Annotated in this window: 17 protein-coding genes and 4 pseudogenes; 11 read left to right on the forward strand and 10 right to left on the reverse strand. The window is 68.7% G+C overall.

Annotated features, from left to right (window positions below; all coding sequences use genetic code 11):
- Positions 1-126 precede the first annotated feature (126 nt).
- From ACZ5TL_RS38565 to ACZ5TL_RS38575, 3 genes are all read left to right on the forward strand, one after another.
- Positions 127-570, forward strand: a complete 444-nt coding sequence (locus ACZ5TL_RS38565) for a VOC family protein (protein WP_468595443.1) — start codon at positions 127-129, stop codon at positions 568-570.
- Between the two features lie 451 nt (positions 571-1021).
- Complete coding sequence (locus ACZ5TL_RS38570) at positions 1022-1603, forward strand: dihydrofolate reductase family protein (protein WP_468595444.1); 582 nt, start codon at positions 1022-1024, stop codon at positions 1601-1603.
- Positions 1600-1848: a hypothetical protein gene (locus tag ACZ5TL_RS38575; protein ID WP_468595474.1), complete on the forward strand. Its 249-nt coding sequence runs from the start codon at positions 1600-1602 to the stop codon at positions 1846-1848. The genes ACZ5TL_RS38570 and ACZ5TL_RS38575 overlap by 4 nt, the downstream gene beginning before the upstream one ends.
- Here the strand turns inward: ACZ5TL_RS38575 and ACZ5TL_RS38580 are convergent.
- Positions 1771-2716: pseudogene (locus ACZ5TL_RS38580) on the reverse strand (ISL3 family transposase); the annotation flags it as partial. The gene ACZ5TL_RS38575 and the pseudogene ACZ5TL_RS38580 sit on opposite strands and share 78 nt — an antisense overlap.
- Here ACZ5TL_RS38580 and ACZ5TL_RS38585 point away from each other — a divergent pair.
- The 3 genes and pseudogenes from ACZ5TL_RS38585 to ACZ5TL_RS38595 all read left to right on the forward strand — a co-directional run.
- A pseudogene (locus tag ACZ5TL_RS38585) lies at positions 2672-3182 on the forward strand (transposase); the annotation flags it as partial. The pseudogenes ACZ5TL_RS38580 and ACZ5TL_RS38585 overlap by 45 nt on opposite strands.
- 268 nt (positions 3183-3450) lie before the next feature.
- Positions 3451-3900 (forward strand): acyl-CoA thioesterase, encoded by a 450-nt coding sequence (locus tag ACZ5TL_RS38590; protein WP_468595445.1) that lies wholly within the window; start codon positions 3451-3453, stop codon positions 3898-3900.
- A 216-nt stretch (positions 3901-4116) separates the two neighbouring features.
- A complete protein-coding gene (locus ACZ5TL_RS38595) occupies positions 4117-5652 on the forward strand; it encodes a fused MFS/spermidine synthase (protein WP_468595446.1) in 1536 nt (511 codons plus the stop codon).
- 461 nt (positions 5653-6113) lie between these two features.
- Here the strand turns inward: ACZ5TL_RS38595 and ACZ5TL_RS38600 are convergent.
- From ACZ5TL_RS38600 to ACZ5TL_RS38610, 3 genes and pseudogenes are all read right to left on the reverse strand, one after another.
- Positions 6114-7338: pseudogene (locus ACZ5TL_RS38600) on the reverse strand (IS701 family transposase).
- 518 nt (positions 7339-7856) lie between these two features.
- Positions 7857-8221 (reverse strand): annotated as a pseudogene (locus ACZ5TL_RS38605) (transposase); the annotation flags it as partial.
- Positions 8222-8285: 64 nt separating this feature from the next.
- Complete coding sequence (locus ACZ5TL_RS38610; RefSeq protein WP_468595447.1) at positions 8286-9221, reverse strand: LysR family transcriptional regulator; 936 nt, start codon at positions 9219-9221, stop codon at positions 8286-8288.
- 29 nt (positions 9222-9250) lie between these two features.
- Between ACZ5TL_RS38610 and ACZ5TL_RS38615 the strand changes: the two genes are divergently transcribed.
- The 5 genes from ACZ5TL_RS38615 (at position 9251) to ACZ5TL_RS38635 (ending at position 13374) form a co-directional block, all read left to right on the forward strand.
- Entirely contained in the window at positions 9251-10219 is a 969-nt protein-coding gene (locus ACZ5TL_RS38615; protein WP_468595448.1) for a dihydrodipicolinate synthase family protein, read from the forward strand.
- Between the two features lie 216 nt (positions 10220-10435).
- Positions 10436-10672 (forward strand): hypothetical protein, encoded by a 237-nt coding sequence (locus tag ACZ5TL_RS38620; RefSeq protein WP_468595449.1) that lies wholly within the window; start codon positions 10436-10438, stop codon positions 10670-10672.
- 158 nt (positions 10673-10830) lie between these two features.
- A complete protein-coding gene (locus tag ACZ5TL_RS38625) occupies positions 10831-11826 on the forward strand; it encodes a DUF7847 domain-containing protein (RefSeq protein ID WP_468595450.1) in 996 nt (331 codons plus the stop codon).
- 652 nt (positions 11827-12478) lie between these two features.
- Positions 12479-12658 (forward strand): hypothetical protein, encoded by a 180-nt coding sequence (locus ACZ5TL_RS38630; protein WP_468595451.1) that lies wholly within the window; start codon positions 12479-12481, stop codon positions 12656-12658.
- Between the two features lie 158 nt (positions 12659-12816).
- Positions 12817-13374 carry a dihydrofolate reductase family protein gene (locus ACZ5TL_RS38635; protein ID WP_468595452.1) on the forward strand — a complete coding sequence of 186 codons (558 nt, stop codon included), beginning with the start codon at positions 12817-12819 and terminating at the stop codon, positions 13372-13374.
- Between the two features lie 628 nt (positions 13375-14002).
- On the opposite strand, the gene ACZ5TL_RS38640 is transcribed toward ACZ5TL_RS38635, so the two are convergent.
- From ACZ5TL_RS38640 to ACZ5TL_RS38665, 6 genes are all read right to left on the reverse strand, one after another.
- Positions 14003-14239: a hypothetical protein gene (locus ACZ5TL_RS38640; protein ID WP_468595453.1), complete on the reverse strand. Its 237-nt coding sequence runs from the start codon at positions 14237-14239 to the stop codon at positions 14003-14005.
- Positions 14236-15267 (reverse strand): 3-phosphoshikimate 1-carboxyvinyltransferase, encoded by a 1032-nt coding sequence (aroA, locus tag ACZ5TL_RS38645; protein ID WP_468595454.1) that lies wholly within the window; start codon positions 15265-15267, stop codon positions 14236-14238. Before aroA ends, ACZ5TL_RS38640 begins: the two co-directional genes overlap by 4 nt.
- Positions 15268-15346: 79 nt before the next feature.
- Positions 15347-15454 carry a Pepco domain-containing protein gene (locus tag ACZ5TL_RS38650; RefSeq protein ID WP_468595455.1) on the reverse strand — a complete coding sequence of 36 codons (108 nt, stop codon included), beginning with the start codon at positions 15452-15454 and terminating at the stop codon, positions 15347-15349.
- A gap of 5 nt (positions 15455-15459) precedes the next feature.
- Positions 15460-15690 carry a hypothetical protein gene (locus ACZ5TL_RS38655; protein WP_468595456.1) on the reverse strand — a complete coding sequence of 77 codons (231 nt, stop codon included), beginning with the start codon at positions 15688-15690 and terminating at the stop codon, positions 15460-15462.
- Entirely contained in the window at positions 15665-16933 is a 1269-nt protein-coding gene (locus tag ACZ5TL_RS38660) for a CHAT domain-containing protein (protein ID WP_468595457.1), read from the reverse strand. The genes ACZ5TL_RS38655 and ACZ5TL_RS38660 overlap by 26 nt, the downstream gene beginning before the upstream one ends.
- Positions 16930-17820 carry a hypothetical protein gene (locus tag ACZ5TL_RS38665; RefSeq protein WP_468595458.1) on the reverse strand — a complete coding sequence of 297 codons (891 nt, stop codon included), beginning with the start codon at positions 17818-17820 and terminating at the stop codon, positions 16930-16932. Before ACZ5TL_RS38665 ends, ACZ5TL_RS38660 begins: the two co-directional genes overlap by 4 nt.
- Between the last annotated feature and the right edge of the window lie 6 nt (positions 17821-17826).

Consider the following 17826-nt stretch of genomic DNA (forward strand, 5'->3'; position numbering starts at 1 on the left):
GCCCAGCACGCCCATGGCCGTCGACCGGCCGGGATACCGCCCTGCCACACGTTCAGGCGACGACAAATCACCTATGCACTCACATATCACCCTCTCAGGCCGGGGCGGGCCGGGCACCTGGAGCACATGACCAACGACGCAAGCCGCATCCGGCTGGTGCAGACCGTGTTCGACAGCACCGACGCCCGCAAACTCGCCGGGTTCTACCGGTCCCTGCTGGGGCTCGACTACGCGGAGGGGGACGAGCCTCCGGCCGGACAGCCGGACGAGCAAGGCAGGGACTGGCTCGTCCTGCGCAATCCCGACGGCGGACCGCAGCTCGCCTTCCAGCAGGTGGAGCGCCTGCGCGAACCGGACTGGCCCGACGGCCCGGTGCCCCAGCAGATGCACCTCGATCTGAGCGTCGCCTCGTTGGAGGAACTTCGGAACCAGCACGAGCGCGTACTTGCCCTCGGTGGCAGCCTGCTCAGCAACCGGGACCGGCCGGATCCCGACGACGAGGAGCGCTTCCGCGTCTACCGGGACCCCGAAGGCCACCCGTTCTGCATCTTCGTCGCGGAGCGAGACTAATAGCCCGCGGGAGCACCGCAAATGACGGCGGGCGGCCCCTTGCAGGCGGAAGCCGGCAGGGCCGCCGTCGAGGACGCGCCCGGCGGCGCGCGGGTATCCGGTGCCCATGACGATGGGACATCTGCTCGTGATCACGCCTGGCATCCGCGCATACCGCGCTGGACGGCGTCATCTGTTGGGACGAGCCCTGGATCGAGCAGACCACGCAGGCAGGCGCCACCCTCGGACTGCCGGGAGGGGCCCGGCGGTGCGTCGAGCGCTGCCGGGACAAGCACCGCACCCGTGCGGCCCTCGACGCCGCCCGGGTGCCCCAGCCACGCTCGGTGCTCGTCTCCGGGCGCGAGGAGGCCCTCGAGGTGGCCGGGGACACCGGCTACCTACCCGGGTCGTCGTACAAGAGCGACAGCTCACGACACGCTAATTTGGGCACCCCAAAGCAGAGGAGAGCCCCGTGGGCAAGGTGGTCATGTACAGCTCGGTGTCGGTGGACGGCTTCGTCGCGGACGAGAATGACCAGCCCGGACCGCTGTTCGACTGGTTGTCCAGCGGTGACCTCCCGTTGGACGAGAGCGGCGAGGTGAAGGTGTCGCAGACGTCCTATGACTACACCCGGCCGTACTGGGACCAGATCGGGGTGACAATCTGCGGCCGCCACGTCTTCGACATGACGGACGGCTGGGACGGGAAGCCTCCGGGTGGGATCGACCACGTGGTCGTCGTGACGCACCGGCCGGAGCCCGAGGGCTGGGACCCCGAGGCGCCGTTTCACTTCGTCGACGGCGTCGGGGCAGCCGTGGCCAAGGCGCAGGAGCTTGCGGGTGACCGCTTGATCGAGGTCGCCGCTGGCGACGTCGGTGGCCAGGTGCTTGCCGCGGGCCTGGTCGACGAGGTGCGCATGGACGTCGTACCCGTCGTGTTCGGGTCCGGCAAGCGCTACTTCGGGTCGGTCGACGCGCAGCACCTGTTGGAGGATCCTGACGTGGTGATGCAGGGCAACCGGGTGCTTCACCTGCGCTATCGGGTGCGCCGTTGACCGATCTGAGCGGGTACGCGAAGAAGTCCACTGCGAACGGTGACACAAGATGGGGTCTCCGGCTGCGTTTGCGCATCGCTGTCCCTGGTCGGGCAGCCGACGCCGATCCGCCCCAGCACCTCACCTGCGGCAATTCAACTCAAGATCACTGGTTGCCGGTTTCCGTCGGCGATCATCCGCTGGTAGATGCCACAGATGGCCTCGACCTCGACGTGCTCATCGATAGCGAACAGGGCCGTGAGTAGGGCGGCCTGCTTGTCGGTGAGCAGGTCGGCGCCGGTGTGTAGCGTCGGGCACGGTAGAGCGGGTCGTTCTTACGGCCGCGGCGGCCGCGGGTGGTCTGCTGAACGCGGCGGCGGCAGTCTTTGAGGGCGTCGCCGGCCAGGCGCACCACGTGGAAGGGGTTCATCACCGCGACCGTGGCGGGATCTCCTCAGCGGCGGCGGTCTTGAAACCGGTGAACCCGTCCGTCGCGACGACCTCCACGGCCTCGCGCCACGCCTGGGGGCGCTGGGTAAGCCAGGCCTTGAACTCGGCCTTGGAGCGGCCCGGGATCATGTCCAGCAGCCTCGCTGGAGCCGTACCGGCGCGCACCGGCGTGAGGTCGATGATCACGGTGACGTACTTGTCCCCGCGGCGAGTGTGGCGCCACTCGTGCTCATCGACCCCGATGACCTTCACACCGTTCAACCGGTCGGGATCGTTGATCAGCACCCGTCGGCCCTCGGCCAGGACCGCGTCGTTGGCGGTGTTCCACGCGCCGCCGAGCCCTTGGGCGACGCGAGCGATGCTCAAGTGCCGGCACACGATGGCCTCCAGCACCCAGGCCAGTCCACGACGCGACAGCATGGCCCGCGGCTCGGCCGCGCGGCTGGTGTCCTGGCGCCACACATGCCCACACCCGGTGCACTGGTACCGGCGCATCGTCACCAGCAGGGTGGTCGGTCGCCGGCCCAGCGGCTCGTGCGCCAGCTCCCGCGTGACGGTGTCCCGGAGTCTTCCTGCACACCCGCAGCGTCGGCACCAGCCCTCGGTGCCGTCATCGGCCTCCAGGACCCAGCACGCCGCCTTCCGGAGGCGGTCGAGGCCATCTGGCCTCGCACGAATGTCCAGACGTGTATGGTTCACCTGCTGCGGAATCCGTTCCGATGCGCGGCCCGCCAGGACTGGGACAGGGTCGCCATGGCCCTCAAGCTCGTCTATACCGCACCCAGCGAGGATGCGGCGACGGAGCGGTTCTTGGAGTTGCAGGAGTCCTCGGGAGGGAAGTGCCCGGCGATCGTGAAGCTGTGGTCGGACGCCTGGGCCGAGTTCGTGGCCTTCCTCTCCTTGGACGTCGAGATAGCAAGGTCATCTGCTCCACGAACGCCATCGAGAGCGTCAACGCCCGCATCCGCGAGGCCGTCCGCGCCCGCGGACACTTCCCCACCGAGGCAGCCACCCTCAAGCATCTACACGGCGCTGATGAGCCTGGGCCCGACGGGGAAGGGGCGCAAGAGGTGGACCATGCCGCTGGAAGGCACCGCTGAACGTCTTCCAGATCGCCTTCGAGGGCCGCCTGACCCCGAGCGACAACTGACCATCAACAACCAAGACCAACCGTCAAATTGGCACACCCCGAAGCGGCAGTGCTTCAACCGGCTCAAGGGATGCTGAGTCCCATGGCGTCCTCCTGAGGACGGACCCTGGGTCTCGACGGGGAACAAGCGCTGCGTCACGCCGACTCAGACCGGATGGGCAGAGACGGCGTCGCGGCACCCATAGCGCGTTCGCGTGATGAGCGCCAGTTCGACTGAACATTCGTCAGAAATGGATTCATGATGACTTCGGCCAACAGTAAGGATTCCGTGGGTGCGTACGAGGCGGTTACCGTGCACTTCGAAGACCTTGATGCGTACGGCATGGTCCATCACAACAAGTACCCCTTCCTCTTCGAACGGGCTTTCAACAGCTACTTGATCCGTAAGGAGTTTCCCTTCGGTCGGGCTTCGGAATCTCCCGTCGAGATGATTCAGGTCGTCCGGTCCATGCAACTGACCTATGAGGTCCCCATCACCAGGCTCGGGGAGATCCAGGTGCAGTTCTGGCTCGAGCACGTGGGGCGTACGAGTTTCGCGTACAGGTTCGTTATTCTGTCCGCTGATCGCGCGACCGTCCACGCCAGTGGAACGCGAGCGATGGTGAATCTCGATGCCGGCACGATGCGGCCGGCTCCGCTGACCCGGGACCTATTGAATTTCAGCCGACCGCTCATGTCGGACGACCTCCTGGCGACGCTGGAGGCGAGGGGGATGTAGGCCGCTTGCCGGATCTGAGGCGCCTGGCGGTTGAGCTGGGCTTCGTTTAACACCGTCGGTGTCCGCCCGCGCTCAAGGGCGGCGGCAGCCTGAAGCGCTGCACGCTGGGGATCAGGATGTGAGAGCAGCCTGCGACCGCAAGTCACGCTGCGGGGCGCGGAATGGGGATACGCACGGTGCCGTCCGGACTGTGAGCTGCGTGCAAGAATGTCGCCCGTGACCGGATCGTCATCCTCGCCTGTCGCTGAGAACACACTCGGCCGTGCCGGCCTGGGCCCCCGTGCCGCCGCAATGCTGGTGTTCGGGTCCTCGGCAGCGGTTCTGGTGGTCGAGATCGTCGCCTTGCGGCTGCTCGCTCCCTACCTCGGCCTGACCCTCGAGACCAGCACCCTGGTGATCGGCATCGCGCTCACCGCTATCGCCTTCGGCTCCTGGATGGGCGGGCACATCGCGGACCAGGTCGATCCACGCCGGCTCATCGGTCCTTCGCTCGGAGTGTCCGGAGCGGTGGTGGCGCTCACCCCGTCCGTGCTGCGCGGCACCGCGGAGTGGGCACCAGCGGTGCTCTTGGTGATCGCATCGCTGACCATCCTGGTGCCGGGCGCGCTGCTCTCCGCGGTGACCCCGTTCGTGACGAAGCTGCGTCTCACCAACCTGGCGGAAACCGGTACGGTGGTCGGCCGACTTTCAGGGGTCGGCACCGTCGGTGCCATCGTCGGCACTGTGCTCACCGGCTTCGTCCTCGTGTCGCGGTTGCCCGTCAGCGGCATATTGCTCGGCCTCGGAGCACTGCTGGTGGCAGGCTCGGCGTGGGTCGAGTGGCGAACACGCGGGTGGAGCGGCGCTCCGGCCCTGACGCTCCTGGTCGTAGCGGGCGGTCTCGGCGTCACGGTCGCGCCCGGGGGCTGCGACGTGGAGACCAAGTATCACTGCGCCCGGGTCGTCGCGGACCCCGACGGGGGCAACGGCCGCACGCTCCTACTGGACGGTCTGAGGCACTCGTACGTCGACATCGACGACCCGACACATCTGGAATTCGAGTATGTGCGCGCCATCGCGTCGGTGGTCGACGCCGCCTTTCCGCAAGGTGAACCACTTGTCGCCCACCACTTGGGCGGCGGCGGACTCACCCTTCCCCGTTACCTTGCGGCCATGCGGCCCGGAGCGCACAGCCTCGTCTCCGAGATCGACGGCGGGGTCGTGGGCATCAACCGTGAGGAACTCGGTCTGCGATCGCAGACTGGTATCGACGTACGCGTCGAGGACGGCAGGCTGGGCCTGCGGAGACTGGAGACCGGCAGTCGTGACCTCGTCGTCGGCGACGCCTTCGGGGGCGTCAGCGTGCCGTGGCACCTCACCACGGTGGAAGCGATGTCTGATGTACGGCGTGTGCTCAACGAGGAAGGCCTGTACGTGGCCAACCTCATCGATCACGGTGGCATGGACTTCGCACGCGCCGAAGTAGCCACGCTCGGCGACACCTTCGAGCACCTGGCCCTCCTTGGCGAGCCCTGCGACATCGGCCAAGGCCCGACTGCCGACTCCAGGGGCGGCAACTTGGTGGTGCTCGCCTCCGACCAGCCGGTCGACCTCCGAGCGATCCAAAGAGCGCTCGACGCCCGGCAAACCGGCTGGAAGATCATCACGGGCGAGGACCTCACCTCCTGGACCGGCGCTGCCCAACTCCTCACCGACGATCACGCACCCGTGGACCAGCTCCTGCAGCCGTACAGTCCGCAGAGCAGTCAGTGACACGGATGCCCTTTCCGGGGCGCTCCTGACTGAGCCGTATCGATTCTGGCCCACACCGCAGGCCCGGGTGAGCCGAGCGTCGTGCCGGTACTGCTGTCGGGTGGCCTGCCGGACTTTCGGTGAGGTGCTCGTTCGGCGAGGGCAGTAACTGCCGGGCGTGTCAGCTCTCAGTGAGGGCGCCGATCCAGGCCTCGCCCGGTGGCGGAACGAAGAAGTAGCCGCCCCTCGTGGTGAGGAGGTACTTGGCCGCGGCCCCGCCCGGGAGTCTGCGCTGTACCGCCTAGTACTCCAGCCGGACTTCTAGATATTCCCTGGTCAACGGCCTGGCAGCGGGGAGTGTAGCGGGTGTGTGGCGGTCGCGGGACGGTCTTTCCGGGACCGTCCTGCGAACGTGTGGCCGCGCCGCATGTAGTGACAGCGTCGGGCACGTGCTTGGTGGCGGCGCCTCCAGCGGGACCAGCTCACCGCGTCGTCGTGGCGTGTAGGACGGTGGCGGGGTTGAGCTGCCAGCAGACGGCGGATTTCAGCGGGCGTGAGGTCCACGAGGTCGGGCGTGTCCCCCTCGGCACCCCTTTTTCGCGTGCCTGGACGGCCATCGCGGCGAGGAACGCGTGGGCGAGCATGGCGAGTGTGATGTGCCGGTACCAGCCCACGTAGCGGCGGACTTCGTACTGGTCCCAGGCCGCACTCGTTCTTCGCGCTCTGGAAGCACTCCTCGATCTTCCATCGGCAGCCTGCGACGCGGATGAGGTCGGCGACGGTGGCATCCAGCGGGGCGCAGGCGAGGTAGTAGGCGATCTCGTCGGGCTTGTGGATGCTGCGGCGGGCCAGCATCCACCGCTGCCGGGTGGGCTCGTCACCGTCGAACTCGGACACGGCGGGCAGGCGGGCGGCGGCCCAGTCGTAGTAGCGCTCGCCTTTCGCCCCGCTCCCTGCAGACAGGCGCTGCCATGCCTCGGGCGGGGCCTGTTCGATGAGGAAGTCGATGCGCGGGCCGTGGACCTGCTGGGACTTGGGCACGGCGACGCCGTAGGAGAGGCCACGGTCTTCGAGGAAGCGGCGGAAGTGGGAGTCCTGGCCGTAGGCGGAATCGGCGGTGACCCAGGTGATGGGGAGCGGGGAGGCCAGGGCGCGCTCGATCATGGCGCGGGCGAGCTCGCCCTTGGTGGCGAAGTCGCGCTCGTCGGGGACGCGGGCCGCTCGGCAGCGTTCCCGATCGCCGGTCCAGGACTTGGGCAGGTAGAGCTCGCGGTCGACCAGGGTGTGGCCCCGGGTAGTCGCATAGGCAGCGAAGACGCCGATCTGGCAGTTCTCGGTCCGTCCGGCGGTGCCGGAGTACTGGCGCTGTACCCCTGCGGAGGTGGTGCCCTTCTTCACGAAGCCGGTGTCGTCCAGGATCAGCACCCCGTCCGGCTCGCCGAGTTGTTCGGCGGTGTATGCCTGCAGATCGTCGCGGAGGTCGTCGGCGTTCCAGCGGCTGCGGGACAGCAGGTGCTGCAGGCCGTCGGGGGGGGGGGGGGCGTGGCCGGCGTACTCGGCGAGTTGCCAGCCGTTTTTGCGGCCTACCGGGCCGAGCAGCCCGCGCACGTAGTCTCGCATCCGGCGCCGGGCTTCCACCCGGGTGAAGCGGGCTCCGGTCCGCAGGAAGAGTTCTTCGAGTTCCTGTTCCCACACGCTCGTCGGCATGTCGTTGATCACGCGGGAGGGCTGTCCGGATTGTCGTCACTACATGCGACGCGGCCACACGTTCGCAGGACGGTGCCGGAAAGACCGTCCCGCGACCGCCACACACCCGCTACACTCCCCGCTGCCAGGCCGTTGACCAGGGAATATCTAGAAGTCCGGCTGGAGTATAGACCCTTTCAGCAGGAGCTTGAGCACCTCGGGGTCTCATCTCCAGTGCCTCATCATGGGCGGGTTCGGCGTAGCGGCACCGGCGCGAGCGTTGCCCTGGGTGTCTGGCGGTTGGTCTTCTGTACTGCCCTCGGAGTGAGTTCGAAACGGCGGGCACGGCTTCTTCACCCCGTAGGGTCGGAAGCAGCGCCCCGGAGAGCAGCCGCAGGGAGGGAATTTCCGGGGGCACGACGAAGGCCCGGACACCGGGTCTTGCCTTCCCGAAGTCCTCCAGCGGGTCGAACGCCCGTAAGGGAGTTGGCGACCTTCCGTCTCTCGCGCTCTCCCCGCGAGCGGCTGACAACCCAGTCCGGCGAGGGACCGACGTGATCCCCCCTTTGAGGGCCCGGATGTGCGACCCGTCCACGGAGCAGTCGTCCAGGTCCAGCAGGTCGGCGCGCCGAAGCTCGGCCAGCAGAGCGGCGTGCAGGCGTGGCCAGACGCCCGCCTCGGTCCATCCCGCAGCCGACGCCAGGCCGTCACGCCGGAGCAGCCCACGGTCTCTGCGGGGGCATCGCGCCACGCGGGACGGTCCGCAGCACGTACATGTGGCCGGCGAGTGCTGCCCGTTCGGAAACACGCAGCCGCCCGGTAGCAGCGGCACCGTTCGGGAGCGGGCGGCAGCAACGGGGCCACCCGTTTCCCACAGGTCGTCAGGAACAAGATCAGCACGCACTCCGGGCACCCTGCCGACCAAGATCGCCGAGCACCAGGACGGGCGACTCAACTCACTGAAGCGATCAGTAAGGAGGCACGGCCCGTGGTCCCACCGCTGTTCGCGCCGCCGCCACGAATGCTGCGATCGCGGGGTGGGTGCCGCCGCCCGCGCGGAAGGCGACCTTCGAACGGCGGAAGAGGGGCAGCCGGGTCAGGACCACGCCCTCGGGCGCGTGTGCGGTGGCCATCTCCGGTACGAATCCAGCGCCTTGCCCGATGGCGGCCAGCGCCAAGACCGTACGGAAGTCGTTGACCTGATGGCGGATGCGCGGCTGAAATCCGGCCGCCTGACAGGCGCGTACGGCCATCGCGTGACCCGTCGTGCCGTCCCGGGCCGTGATCCATGGGGACATGGCCCACGGCCCGAGCAGCTCCGCCAGCGTGCCGCCGCGGGCGAGGCGGCCGCTATCGGGAGGGCTGTCGGTGGCGCCGCCGGTAGCCAGGTACATCGACTCCTCCAACAGGGGCACCTGGTCGACCGTGGTGTCCGGTGACGCGGGCACGAAGTCGTAGTCGTGGACGAGGGCCACGTCGAGTTCGTCGGCGCGCAGGCTGTCGGAGACCCGCGCCGAGTCGATCTCCTGCACCATCGGTTCCAGCGCGGGATGCCGCTGGGCCAGTTCGGCCAGCGTGGCGGGGACGATTGCGGGGCCGCCAGAGGGAAACGTCCCGATCCGCAGCGGCCCGCCGATGCCCTCGCGTGCCCCGGCCAGCTCGGAGACAGCCAGTTCGAGGCGTTCGAGGACGGCATCGGCGTGGGTGACGAGGGTGCGGCCCGCAGGGGTGAGCACCACCCGTCTGCCGCTTCGTTCCAGCAGGGGTACGCCAGCCTCGCGCTCAAGCACGTTCAGCTGCTGGGAGACGGCCGAGGCGGTGAAGGTCAGCGCCTCGGCGACGGCCGCGATGGTGCCGCGTCGGTCCAGTTCGCGCAGCAGGTGGAGACGTCGAACATCGAGCATAAGGCGAGCTTACGTATAAGCGAAGAAACATGAACTGGATCTACGGGGTTTGGGTCGGTCAGGCTGGGCGCATGAAGCCCGAAGTGAATCTCACCGGCCTGTTTGTCCCCTTGGTGACTCCGTTCACCGACGACCTGCGCCTCGCCCCGGACGCGCTCGCCTGCCTCGCTGACGAGGCGCTGTCTTCCGGTGGCGCTCGGGGACTAGTCGCCCTGGGTACCACCGCGGAGACGGCTACGCTGACCACCGAGGAGAAGCGGGCCGTGGTCCGCATCTGCTCGGCCGCCTGCCGGGCACACGGAGCTCCGCTGATCGTCGGCGTCGGCACCAACGACACCGCCGCCGCTATCACTACACTGCGGGAGCTCGCTCAAAGCGGTGACGTCGCCGCGGCGCTGGTTCCCGCGCCGCCCTACACCCGGCCTGGCGAAGCGGGAACGCTGGCGCACTTCACGGCACTCGCCGAACACGGAGGCCTGCCGCTGGTCGTCTACGACATCCCGTACCGCACCGGTCAGCCCCTCAGCACCAGCACGCTGAAGGCGCTCAGGCACCTACCGGAGGTCGTCGGGGTCAAGTATGCGACCGGTGCCATCGACGCAGCTGCGATGGAACTACTCGGTTCGCCGGCCCCGGGCTTCGCAGTGCTCGGCGGCGATGACGCCGTCATCTCGCCGTTGCTCGCGGCGGGCGCCGGCGGGGGCATCCTGGCGTCGGCCAATGTCCGCACCGCTGACTACGCCGAACTGATCTCGCTGTGGCAGCGTGACGCCACCGGCCCGGCCCGCAAGCTGGGAACCGAGCTGGCCTGGCTGTCCGTCGCCCTCTTCGCCGAGCCGAACCCGACCGTGCTCAAGGGGGTGTTGCACGCCCAGGGCCGTATCCCCAGTTCGGCCGTCCGGCTGCCGCTGCTGGCCGCCTCCGCCGATTCGGTCCGGCGAGCGGCAGACCTGGCAACTCCCAGGACCCACCGAGCCCACCAAGAGACCGCGGCCTGACACGGCCCGTGGTCCCCAGAGCAATCCGGTGGACTCCGATGTAAGCCGATGGGGCCCAGCCCGCTCCCGTGTCACACTCCGCCGGTGGCGGGTTAGCTTCTGTCGGGCCGGCAGGCAGAGCGAACGCGACGCGCTGGACGACGACTTCCATGGACCGATCATTGGGCGGCCGGCTGGCCGGCGGTATCGAGTGGCCGTGGGGCGACCAGGGAGCCGGTGACCGCGCCGACGATCGCCTGGCTCGTCTCGATGTACTCGGGCGGCGCGCTGCTGGGGTACGGAGACGCGGTCGAGTTCGTGCTCGGCGGTCCGCTCCTGCTCCCCGCCTTGGCCGGCATCCTGCTGTCGACGCTGCTGTCCCAGCTGACGGTTGCCCTGCTCTACACGGATTGGCGCATCCGCCGCGAAGGCCTCGCGGCCGCCCTGGCCGAAGCCGCCTGCACCCCCCGCTGACTCCAACCCGACCTGGGCTAACGTATGCCGTCCCGAACAAAGGAACGGAATACGGCATGGCGCACCAGGGGTGGGGACCACAGGGGTCGAACGGGCCGCAAGGACCGTACGGTCCCTACGGCTGGGGCGGCTGGCAGCCGCCACCGCCCAGACCGGGCGTGATACCGCTGGCACCGCTCGGGCTGGGGGCCGTCTACAACGGTGCGTTCTCGACGATGGGGCGGTACGCGCGGCAGTTGTTCGGCGCCATGGGCGCGGGCCTCGCCCTGCTCTTCGCCGCGACGGCCGGCGCGTTCGCGCTGGCCTACCTCAGCGTCGAGGACGACTGGCAGGTACTGATCAACGCCGACGAACCGACCTGGGCCATGGTCAGCCCGATCGTGATCTCCGTCGTGGTGGCGTATGTGGTGCTCATGCTGTTCACCCTGCTGGTGAACTCGTTCCTCTCCGCTGTCAGCCCGGTGGTCCTGGAACACGCCGTGCTCGGCCGGCGCACCACCTTCGGTGCCGTATGGCGTCGCGCCTGGGCCCGTACACCGTCGGTGCTCGGCGTCACGCTCCTCATCTATCTGCTGATCGCGATCCCGGTCGCCCTCTTCGTCCTGCTCTGGATCAGCCTGATCGCCCTGCTGGTGGCGGCCGAGAACCCTCTGATGGCGCCGGGGCTCGTGCTCTTGCTCGGGCTGCTGATGGTGCCCTTGGTGATGTGGCTGCTGGTGTCCTTCTCATTCGCGCCCGCCGCCGCGGTCCTTGAGTCGGCCGGCCCGATCACCGCTCTGAAGCGCTCGTTCCGGCTGGTCCGCGGTGCCTGGTGGCGCACGTTCGGCATCCTGTTGCTCACCTGGGGCATGGTGGCCGTCGGAGGGTGGATCGTGCAGATCCCGCTGTTGTTCGCTGGTCCGCAGCCCTCGTACGAGGGCTATGGCCCGTACGACGAACCGCCCGCCGATGTCGGCGAGTTCTTCACCGAGGTGTACGGCGACGCACTGCCCGGCTTGTGGACCTATCTGGTCCTCACCGCCGTCGTCATGCTGGCGGTCCAGCTGCTCGCCACCGCCTTCACACAGCTGGTCAGCACTCTGCTCTACATCGACCAGCGCATCCGCCGCGAAGGCCTCGGCCAGAGCCTGGCCCGGGCGGCCTGCCACCAGTAGCTGCTGCCGTGATACGGGTGCTACGTCCCCGTCGCGCCGATGTGCGTGGGTGCCGCCGCCGAGGCCGTGGCGTGGGCAGGCGCCGCGACGCTGCCTACGGCAAGGCAGGTCAGGGCGAGTGCCGGCAGGAACCGGCGCAGTACGGCGGGCCGCGTTAGGGAGAGCAGAGACGTGCGGTGAGTGGAGGTCGGCATGGACATGGTGGGTTGCTTTCCCTTCGGAGTCTGTGAGTGTTCCTGACGGGGCGGCCTGCTGGCCGGTTGGCTGGGGCGGTGACGGCGTGGAGGCGCGCGTCGCTGTGGCTGGCGCGGGCACCGGGTCGCGGCGGGTGCCGCAAGTTCGGCCTCCTGGTGCACGGGCAGCGGGCTCCGAGGCACGCCAGTCGACATTGAGGGCGCAGTGGCAGCTTCGTTCCAAGAGACGGCCGTGGTGCAGCATGGCCTCGTCTGTCCCTTGAGCCATCGGCATGGCGGTCCCGTGAGTTGGGCGTGGAGGACGAGGTAGTGGTGCGCTGCCCGATGTCCGGGACGCGGCTCGAGTTCGGCCGCGGTCACCGGCGCGAAACGGCAAGCCTGTTTGATGCATAAGTGCCAGCGCGGACGCAGTGGACGAAAACCGTGTGTATATCACCCTGGCCGCCACACAGTAGATGATGACAAGTGCCGGAGGCCGTCCGCCTGCCTTCGACCGACATGACTACAAGGCCCGGCATGCGGTCGAGTGCGGGATCAGCCGTCTCAAGCAGCACCGGGCGGTGGCCACCCGCTATGACCACGTCGCCGTCCGGTTCGAGGCGACGGTGCTGATCGCGGTGATCCACCAGTGGATGTGAGCCGCTGAGAGGCTAACCAGCCATGCCATGCTGACGCCGGAAGCGACAGCGCACGGTGGGGAGAGGCCCAGTGGCCGCCAGGCACTACTGGCCCCGGCGACGAGTTCGCTTTCTTTCCGCAGGGCGATGAGCAGCAGGCCGCCGCCTACTCGACCTGGATGAACGCGCTGTACCCGGAGACCATCCCGACCGCTTACCGCGCGGCCGCCGGCGTCGCCGACGCGCCCAACCGGCGTTTCGACACCGTCGTCATGGGCCTCGGCACCTACCGCCTTCCCCTCGACAACGGGATCGCCAGCCCCTACGCACAACTGCGCCAGTACGTGGTGTCCAGCACCCTCAAGCCGGACACCGACCCAACCGTCACCGTCGTGCCGAGTGACCCGCTCGCCCTCGTTCGCGAGCTCAAGGGCGAGGTGGGCGCCAACCTCGACATCTGGCTCTGCGGAGGCGGCAAGCTCGCGGGCACCCTGCTGCCCGAGATTGACGAGCTGCTGATCAAGACCTATCCGGTTCGTACGGTAGTAGACAGCCACCACCAGCGCCCGGTCGGCAAGCGGCAGACACCACGGACGGTAAATCTGCGGCCCGTCGCCAACCCCGCTCGCGGACCACCCTCAGCAACCGCTCGAACTGCTTCATCCGCGGTCCGTGAACGTCTCCCGCCACAATGGGTCAGCCCTCAACACCCCACGCATCAGAGGAAAATGCCCTGATCACAGCCTTCTGCAACACGCTTTAGGCTGCGTTGAATTCCGTGACTCGCCAGACAGAGCCAGCCCGACCAACGCGGAGCCAGGTGTATCCCTCTGGGCAGTCGATGTCGACACGGACAGAGTCGGAAGTGTCTTCGGGGTCGCCGTCGACCCTGTAACTGCTAGCGGAATCGATGCACGCCCTCTGGTTGAAGACGTATCGATCGTCTACCGCGAGCTCATCCAGCGCCGCAGGGCACGACCCTCCCACTCTCGTGGCGATCGAACGCAGCCGAGCATCCGCCAGTCCGCAGGCTGCTGACGCCTCTCCTCGCGACAGGGCCTGCGCGAATTGCCGCGCCGCCTCCGGTGCACTAGTCGCTGGCCTGGTGGCAACGGGCGTCCGGGATGCAGGCGTCGCTGCCTCCTCCGCAGATGAGGAGTCCGCTGCAGACGCATCAGGGGGTGTGCGATCAGGCCCCGAGCAACCAACGCTGACCGTCAAGGCCATGAGAGCCGCCACAGTGTAGCGAATAGCACCGTTAACGATCACTCTCATAGCCTAGCAACCGGCGCCACGGGATACGGCGGCTGGTGTGTATCCGGTGAGCAAGCGGCCTGATTGGGACAACCCTTATGGTGGGTGCCTCTATCCGCCGGGCTCGGTGCCCGCCCCGGTCAGCCGCGCCAGGTCCTCTGCGAAGCGCGGGTAGCTGGTTGCCACCGAGTCCCAGCCCTCGATCACTGTCGTCCCCTCAGCCGCGCACGCGCCGGCGACGGCGGCCGTCATCGCGATCCGGTGGTCACCGTGGCTGTCCACCCGGGCCGGACGCAGTCGGGAGGTGCCCTCGATGACCATGCCGTCCTCCGTCTCGGTCACCGTCACGCGAACGCCCGCAGCATCGCCGCGGTGCTGGCGATCCGGTCGGACTCCTTCGCCCTCAGGTCACCCGCACCGGAGATCACGGTGGTACCCGAGGCGACGGCGGCCGCCATCGCTAGCACCGGAACCTCGTCGACGATCCCCGGAATGTCCTCAGCGGTGAGCTCCACCGCCCGCAGCCGGGAAGCGCGCACGCTCAGCGTCCCCGCAGTCGTATCGAAGGTGATGTCGGCCCCCATGCGTTCCAGCACACCGACGAAGTCACTGCGCCCGAACCCGGAATACAGGTTCTCGACCACGACCTCGCCCTGCTCGGCGAGCAACGCGGCCAACGCCCAGAACGCTGCCTGGCTCGGGTCCCCGGGGACGCTGACGTCCATCGCCGTCAGCCGGCACGGCTCCACCGTCACCCGGTGACCGTCCACACGCACCCGGGCGCCGAACTCGCTCAGCATCTCCTCGGTGTGCCGCCGAGTCGCGTGAACCTCTTCCACCGTGGTCGGGCTCGTGGCGGACAGGCCGGCCAGCAATAGCGCCCCCTTGACCTGAGCTGATGCCACCTTTGGGGCGTAGGTGATGCCGGTCAGACCGCCCCCGCGGATCACGAGCGGCGCCAGGCGGCCGCCCTCACGCCCGTCAACCGTGGCGCCCATGCCGCGCAGCGGCTCGGCAATGCGATCCATCGGCCGACGCCGCAGGAACACGTCGCCTGTGAGCACCGACAGGCCGTCGATCCCAGCACAGACTCCCGCCATGAGCCGGATACCGGTGCCAGCGTTGCCGTGGTCGAGGACATCGTCCGGCTCGTGCCGGATCGGCCCTTCCACCTGCACACGCCCTTCACCCGCATCGGTGACGATCACTCCGAAGCGCTCGACCGCGCGCAGCGTATGCGTCACGTCCTGGCCCCGGGACGGTCCGGTGATCAGGCTGGACCCGTCGGCCATCGCCGCCATCAGCACAGCACGGTGCGAAATGGACTTGTCGCCCGGCACTCGAAGGGAGCCACGGGCAGGCCCGGCCCCGGTCACCTGAAGCCTGGAAACGGCGTCGAGATCGAGAGCGGCGGGGGGTGTGGCACACCGGCCCGCACGGCCGGGTCCCCGTGGCTCAGTTTCGGGTGAAGGTGAAGGTGATCCCTGCCTGCCCTGCCAGTTCGCCGCCGGACCCGAGCAAGGAGACCGTTCCCTTCGCGCTCACCTCCGTGCTGAACGTCACCTCGTTCAGCTGGAACTCGCCCGCGCGCTGGGCAGCGAGGCGATCACGTCCTGCATCGTCGTGACGAAGTCGCCGAGGTGGGAGCGGAGTTCCTCGGCAGGGATCTCGGTGCGGGCGGCCCGCCATTCTTCGAGGCGTCGCAGGGTCAGCCGGTCGGTGCGACCCGGGTCGGTGTCCTCCAAGCCGAGGACGCTGATCGTCTTCGCGGTGTCAGGGGTGGGCTGGGGCTGAGGCACGGGGTCTCTCCTCGGGTGTCGGGCGGACGTGCAGGCCGGGATCGGCGTAGGCGGCATACGTGAGGCTGAGCGGGTTGCGCAGCGTGTACAGGAGGTGCAGGCGGGACTCGAGGAGTGCTCTGCCCAGCGGGATCCTGCGGACGAGGAAACGTTCGTACAGCGCCGTGGAGAACGCGGCGGCGATGTCGTCGGGGATCTCGGTTTCGGTGCCGATGAAGCCGCGGTTGCCGTTCATGAGGAAGAGGTACGGGAACGACGGCGCTCCCAGGGTGCGCATCCGGCCCGACCCGCAGGCGTTCATCATCACCAGCGGCAGGTCGAAGTCGCGCAAGTCCTGGCTGGCGCCGAGGGCGACGAGGTCCGCTCCGAGGGCGCCCAGCGTGATGCGCGAGTGGTGTCCCGCTCCGCTGAGTTCGATCTCGGAGGCGAGTGTGTCGTCCGAGCGCGTGTAGCAGTGGCAGGCGAAGTGCTGTATTTGGTCGGGTAGTTCGCGGCGTGTGCCGTCGAGGAGGAGCCGGGGGTCGAAGATCTGCTCGGCCAGGCCCGGTGTGCGCTCCAAGCCGTCGGGGTACGGGCCTTCGAGTTCGATGTGCGCGCTTCCGGCACTGCTGAACCAAGCCAGTTCTTCGACGGCTCCTTCGAGGTGCTCGTAGTACAGGTAGCGGGCGGGGACCCGGCCGTGCGGGCCGGTGTGCAGGGTAAGGCCGCCGTGGACCGGGGCGGGCAACATGGCCCGGCGCACTACGCACGGGAAGCCGACGAGGGTCCGGCAGGCGGTGATGAAGTCGTCCGGGGTCTCGATGGGCGCGCCTGGGAACATCCGGAACAGCGGCAGGAACTCCAGGGGCAGGAAGCCGTCCCGGCCGCCGACGCACTCGACGAGCGGGGCCGGCAGTTCGGGGTTCATGCCGTACGGCAGGGCGTTGTTCCAGAACGCCTGGAGTTCCTTGAGGACGGCTTGCTGTCCGCCGAAGAGGATGAAGAGCAGGGTGCGGCCGCGGCCGTGCAGGCTCTGGAGGACCCGGTTGAGGTCCTTGTCCTCGACGTCGAACGCGGTGAGTTCGTCCTTGAGGCGGGTCAGCCCCCGGTCCAGTTCCTGGCGGACCCTGAGCAGCGCGTCGCTGCCGAGCAGGGTGGCGCGCACGGGCGCGACGCTGGGGCGCCCGGCGGTGAACTCCAGCCGGATCGCCTCGTCGGTGGTCAGGGCGCGTACGGAGACGTCCGGCGGCCGTGCCTCGTTCATGCGTCGCCTGTCGCCCCTGCCGGGGCCTGTGCCTCTACCTTGAGGGCGACGACCTGGACGAGGTGGCCCGCCTGGTAGAGCTGGAACCACACTTCGTGGCCGCCCTCCTCCTCGGGCAGCCGGAACTCGAAAGCCGTCTGCTGCTCGTTCTCGACGAGGAGGTTCCTGCGCTGTGGCAGGGGTGTAAGCGTCGAACTGTCGGCCATGGCGTCGAAGGACACCGTACGGGAGTCCCTGCCGCCCTCGGCGCGTACCGGCTCGAAGGCGAAGAAGTCCCGGCCCGGGGGGCTCTCCACGACCGACGGGAGGTCACGGGCGCGTGGGTCGCGCACGACGGAGACGAACAACTTCACACGCTGGCCCGCCGGTGTCGTGACCGCGCCGCCGTCGGCCCGTACGTCCTGCTGCCCGCGGTCCAGCTCGATCGCGAGGTAGCCGACAAAGTTTGACAGGGCGGGACCGGCCACGGACTCCTTCACCGAGGAGTGGATCGCGGCCCGGACGTCCCGCTCGAACTGCCGGTGCAGTTCCGTCAGATGGTTCTTCAGGTGGCCCTTCAGGCCTTCGGCGACGGGACCGGCCGCCCGGCCGGCGACCTCCCGCGCGAGGGCGGTCAGGTCGAGGTCCGCGTCGGCGGCGCCGGCCGGGAACCTCGGGGCGAGTGAGGCGTACCCCTCCCGGACCGCCTGGCGTACCTCGGCGCGTACGCCGCTCCGCACCCGTAGCGCCACGAGGTCGGCGAGTTCGTCGAGCCGGGCGCCGTCAGGAAACTCCGGCTCCTGCGGCCGGTGCCATCCGGATCCGTCCGGGGGCTCGTCACCGCTCAGCGCGCCGGCCAGCCGGATCATGTACGGGCCCGAGGGGTCCGGCGGCAGGGTGATGTGCATGCGCTT

This window comes from Streptomyces sp. NPDC033136 (assembly GCF_055578235.1).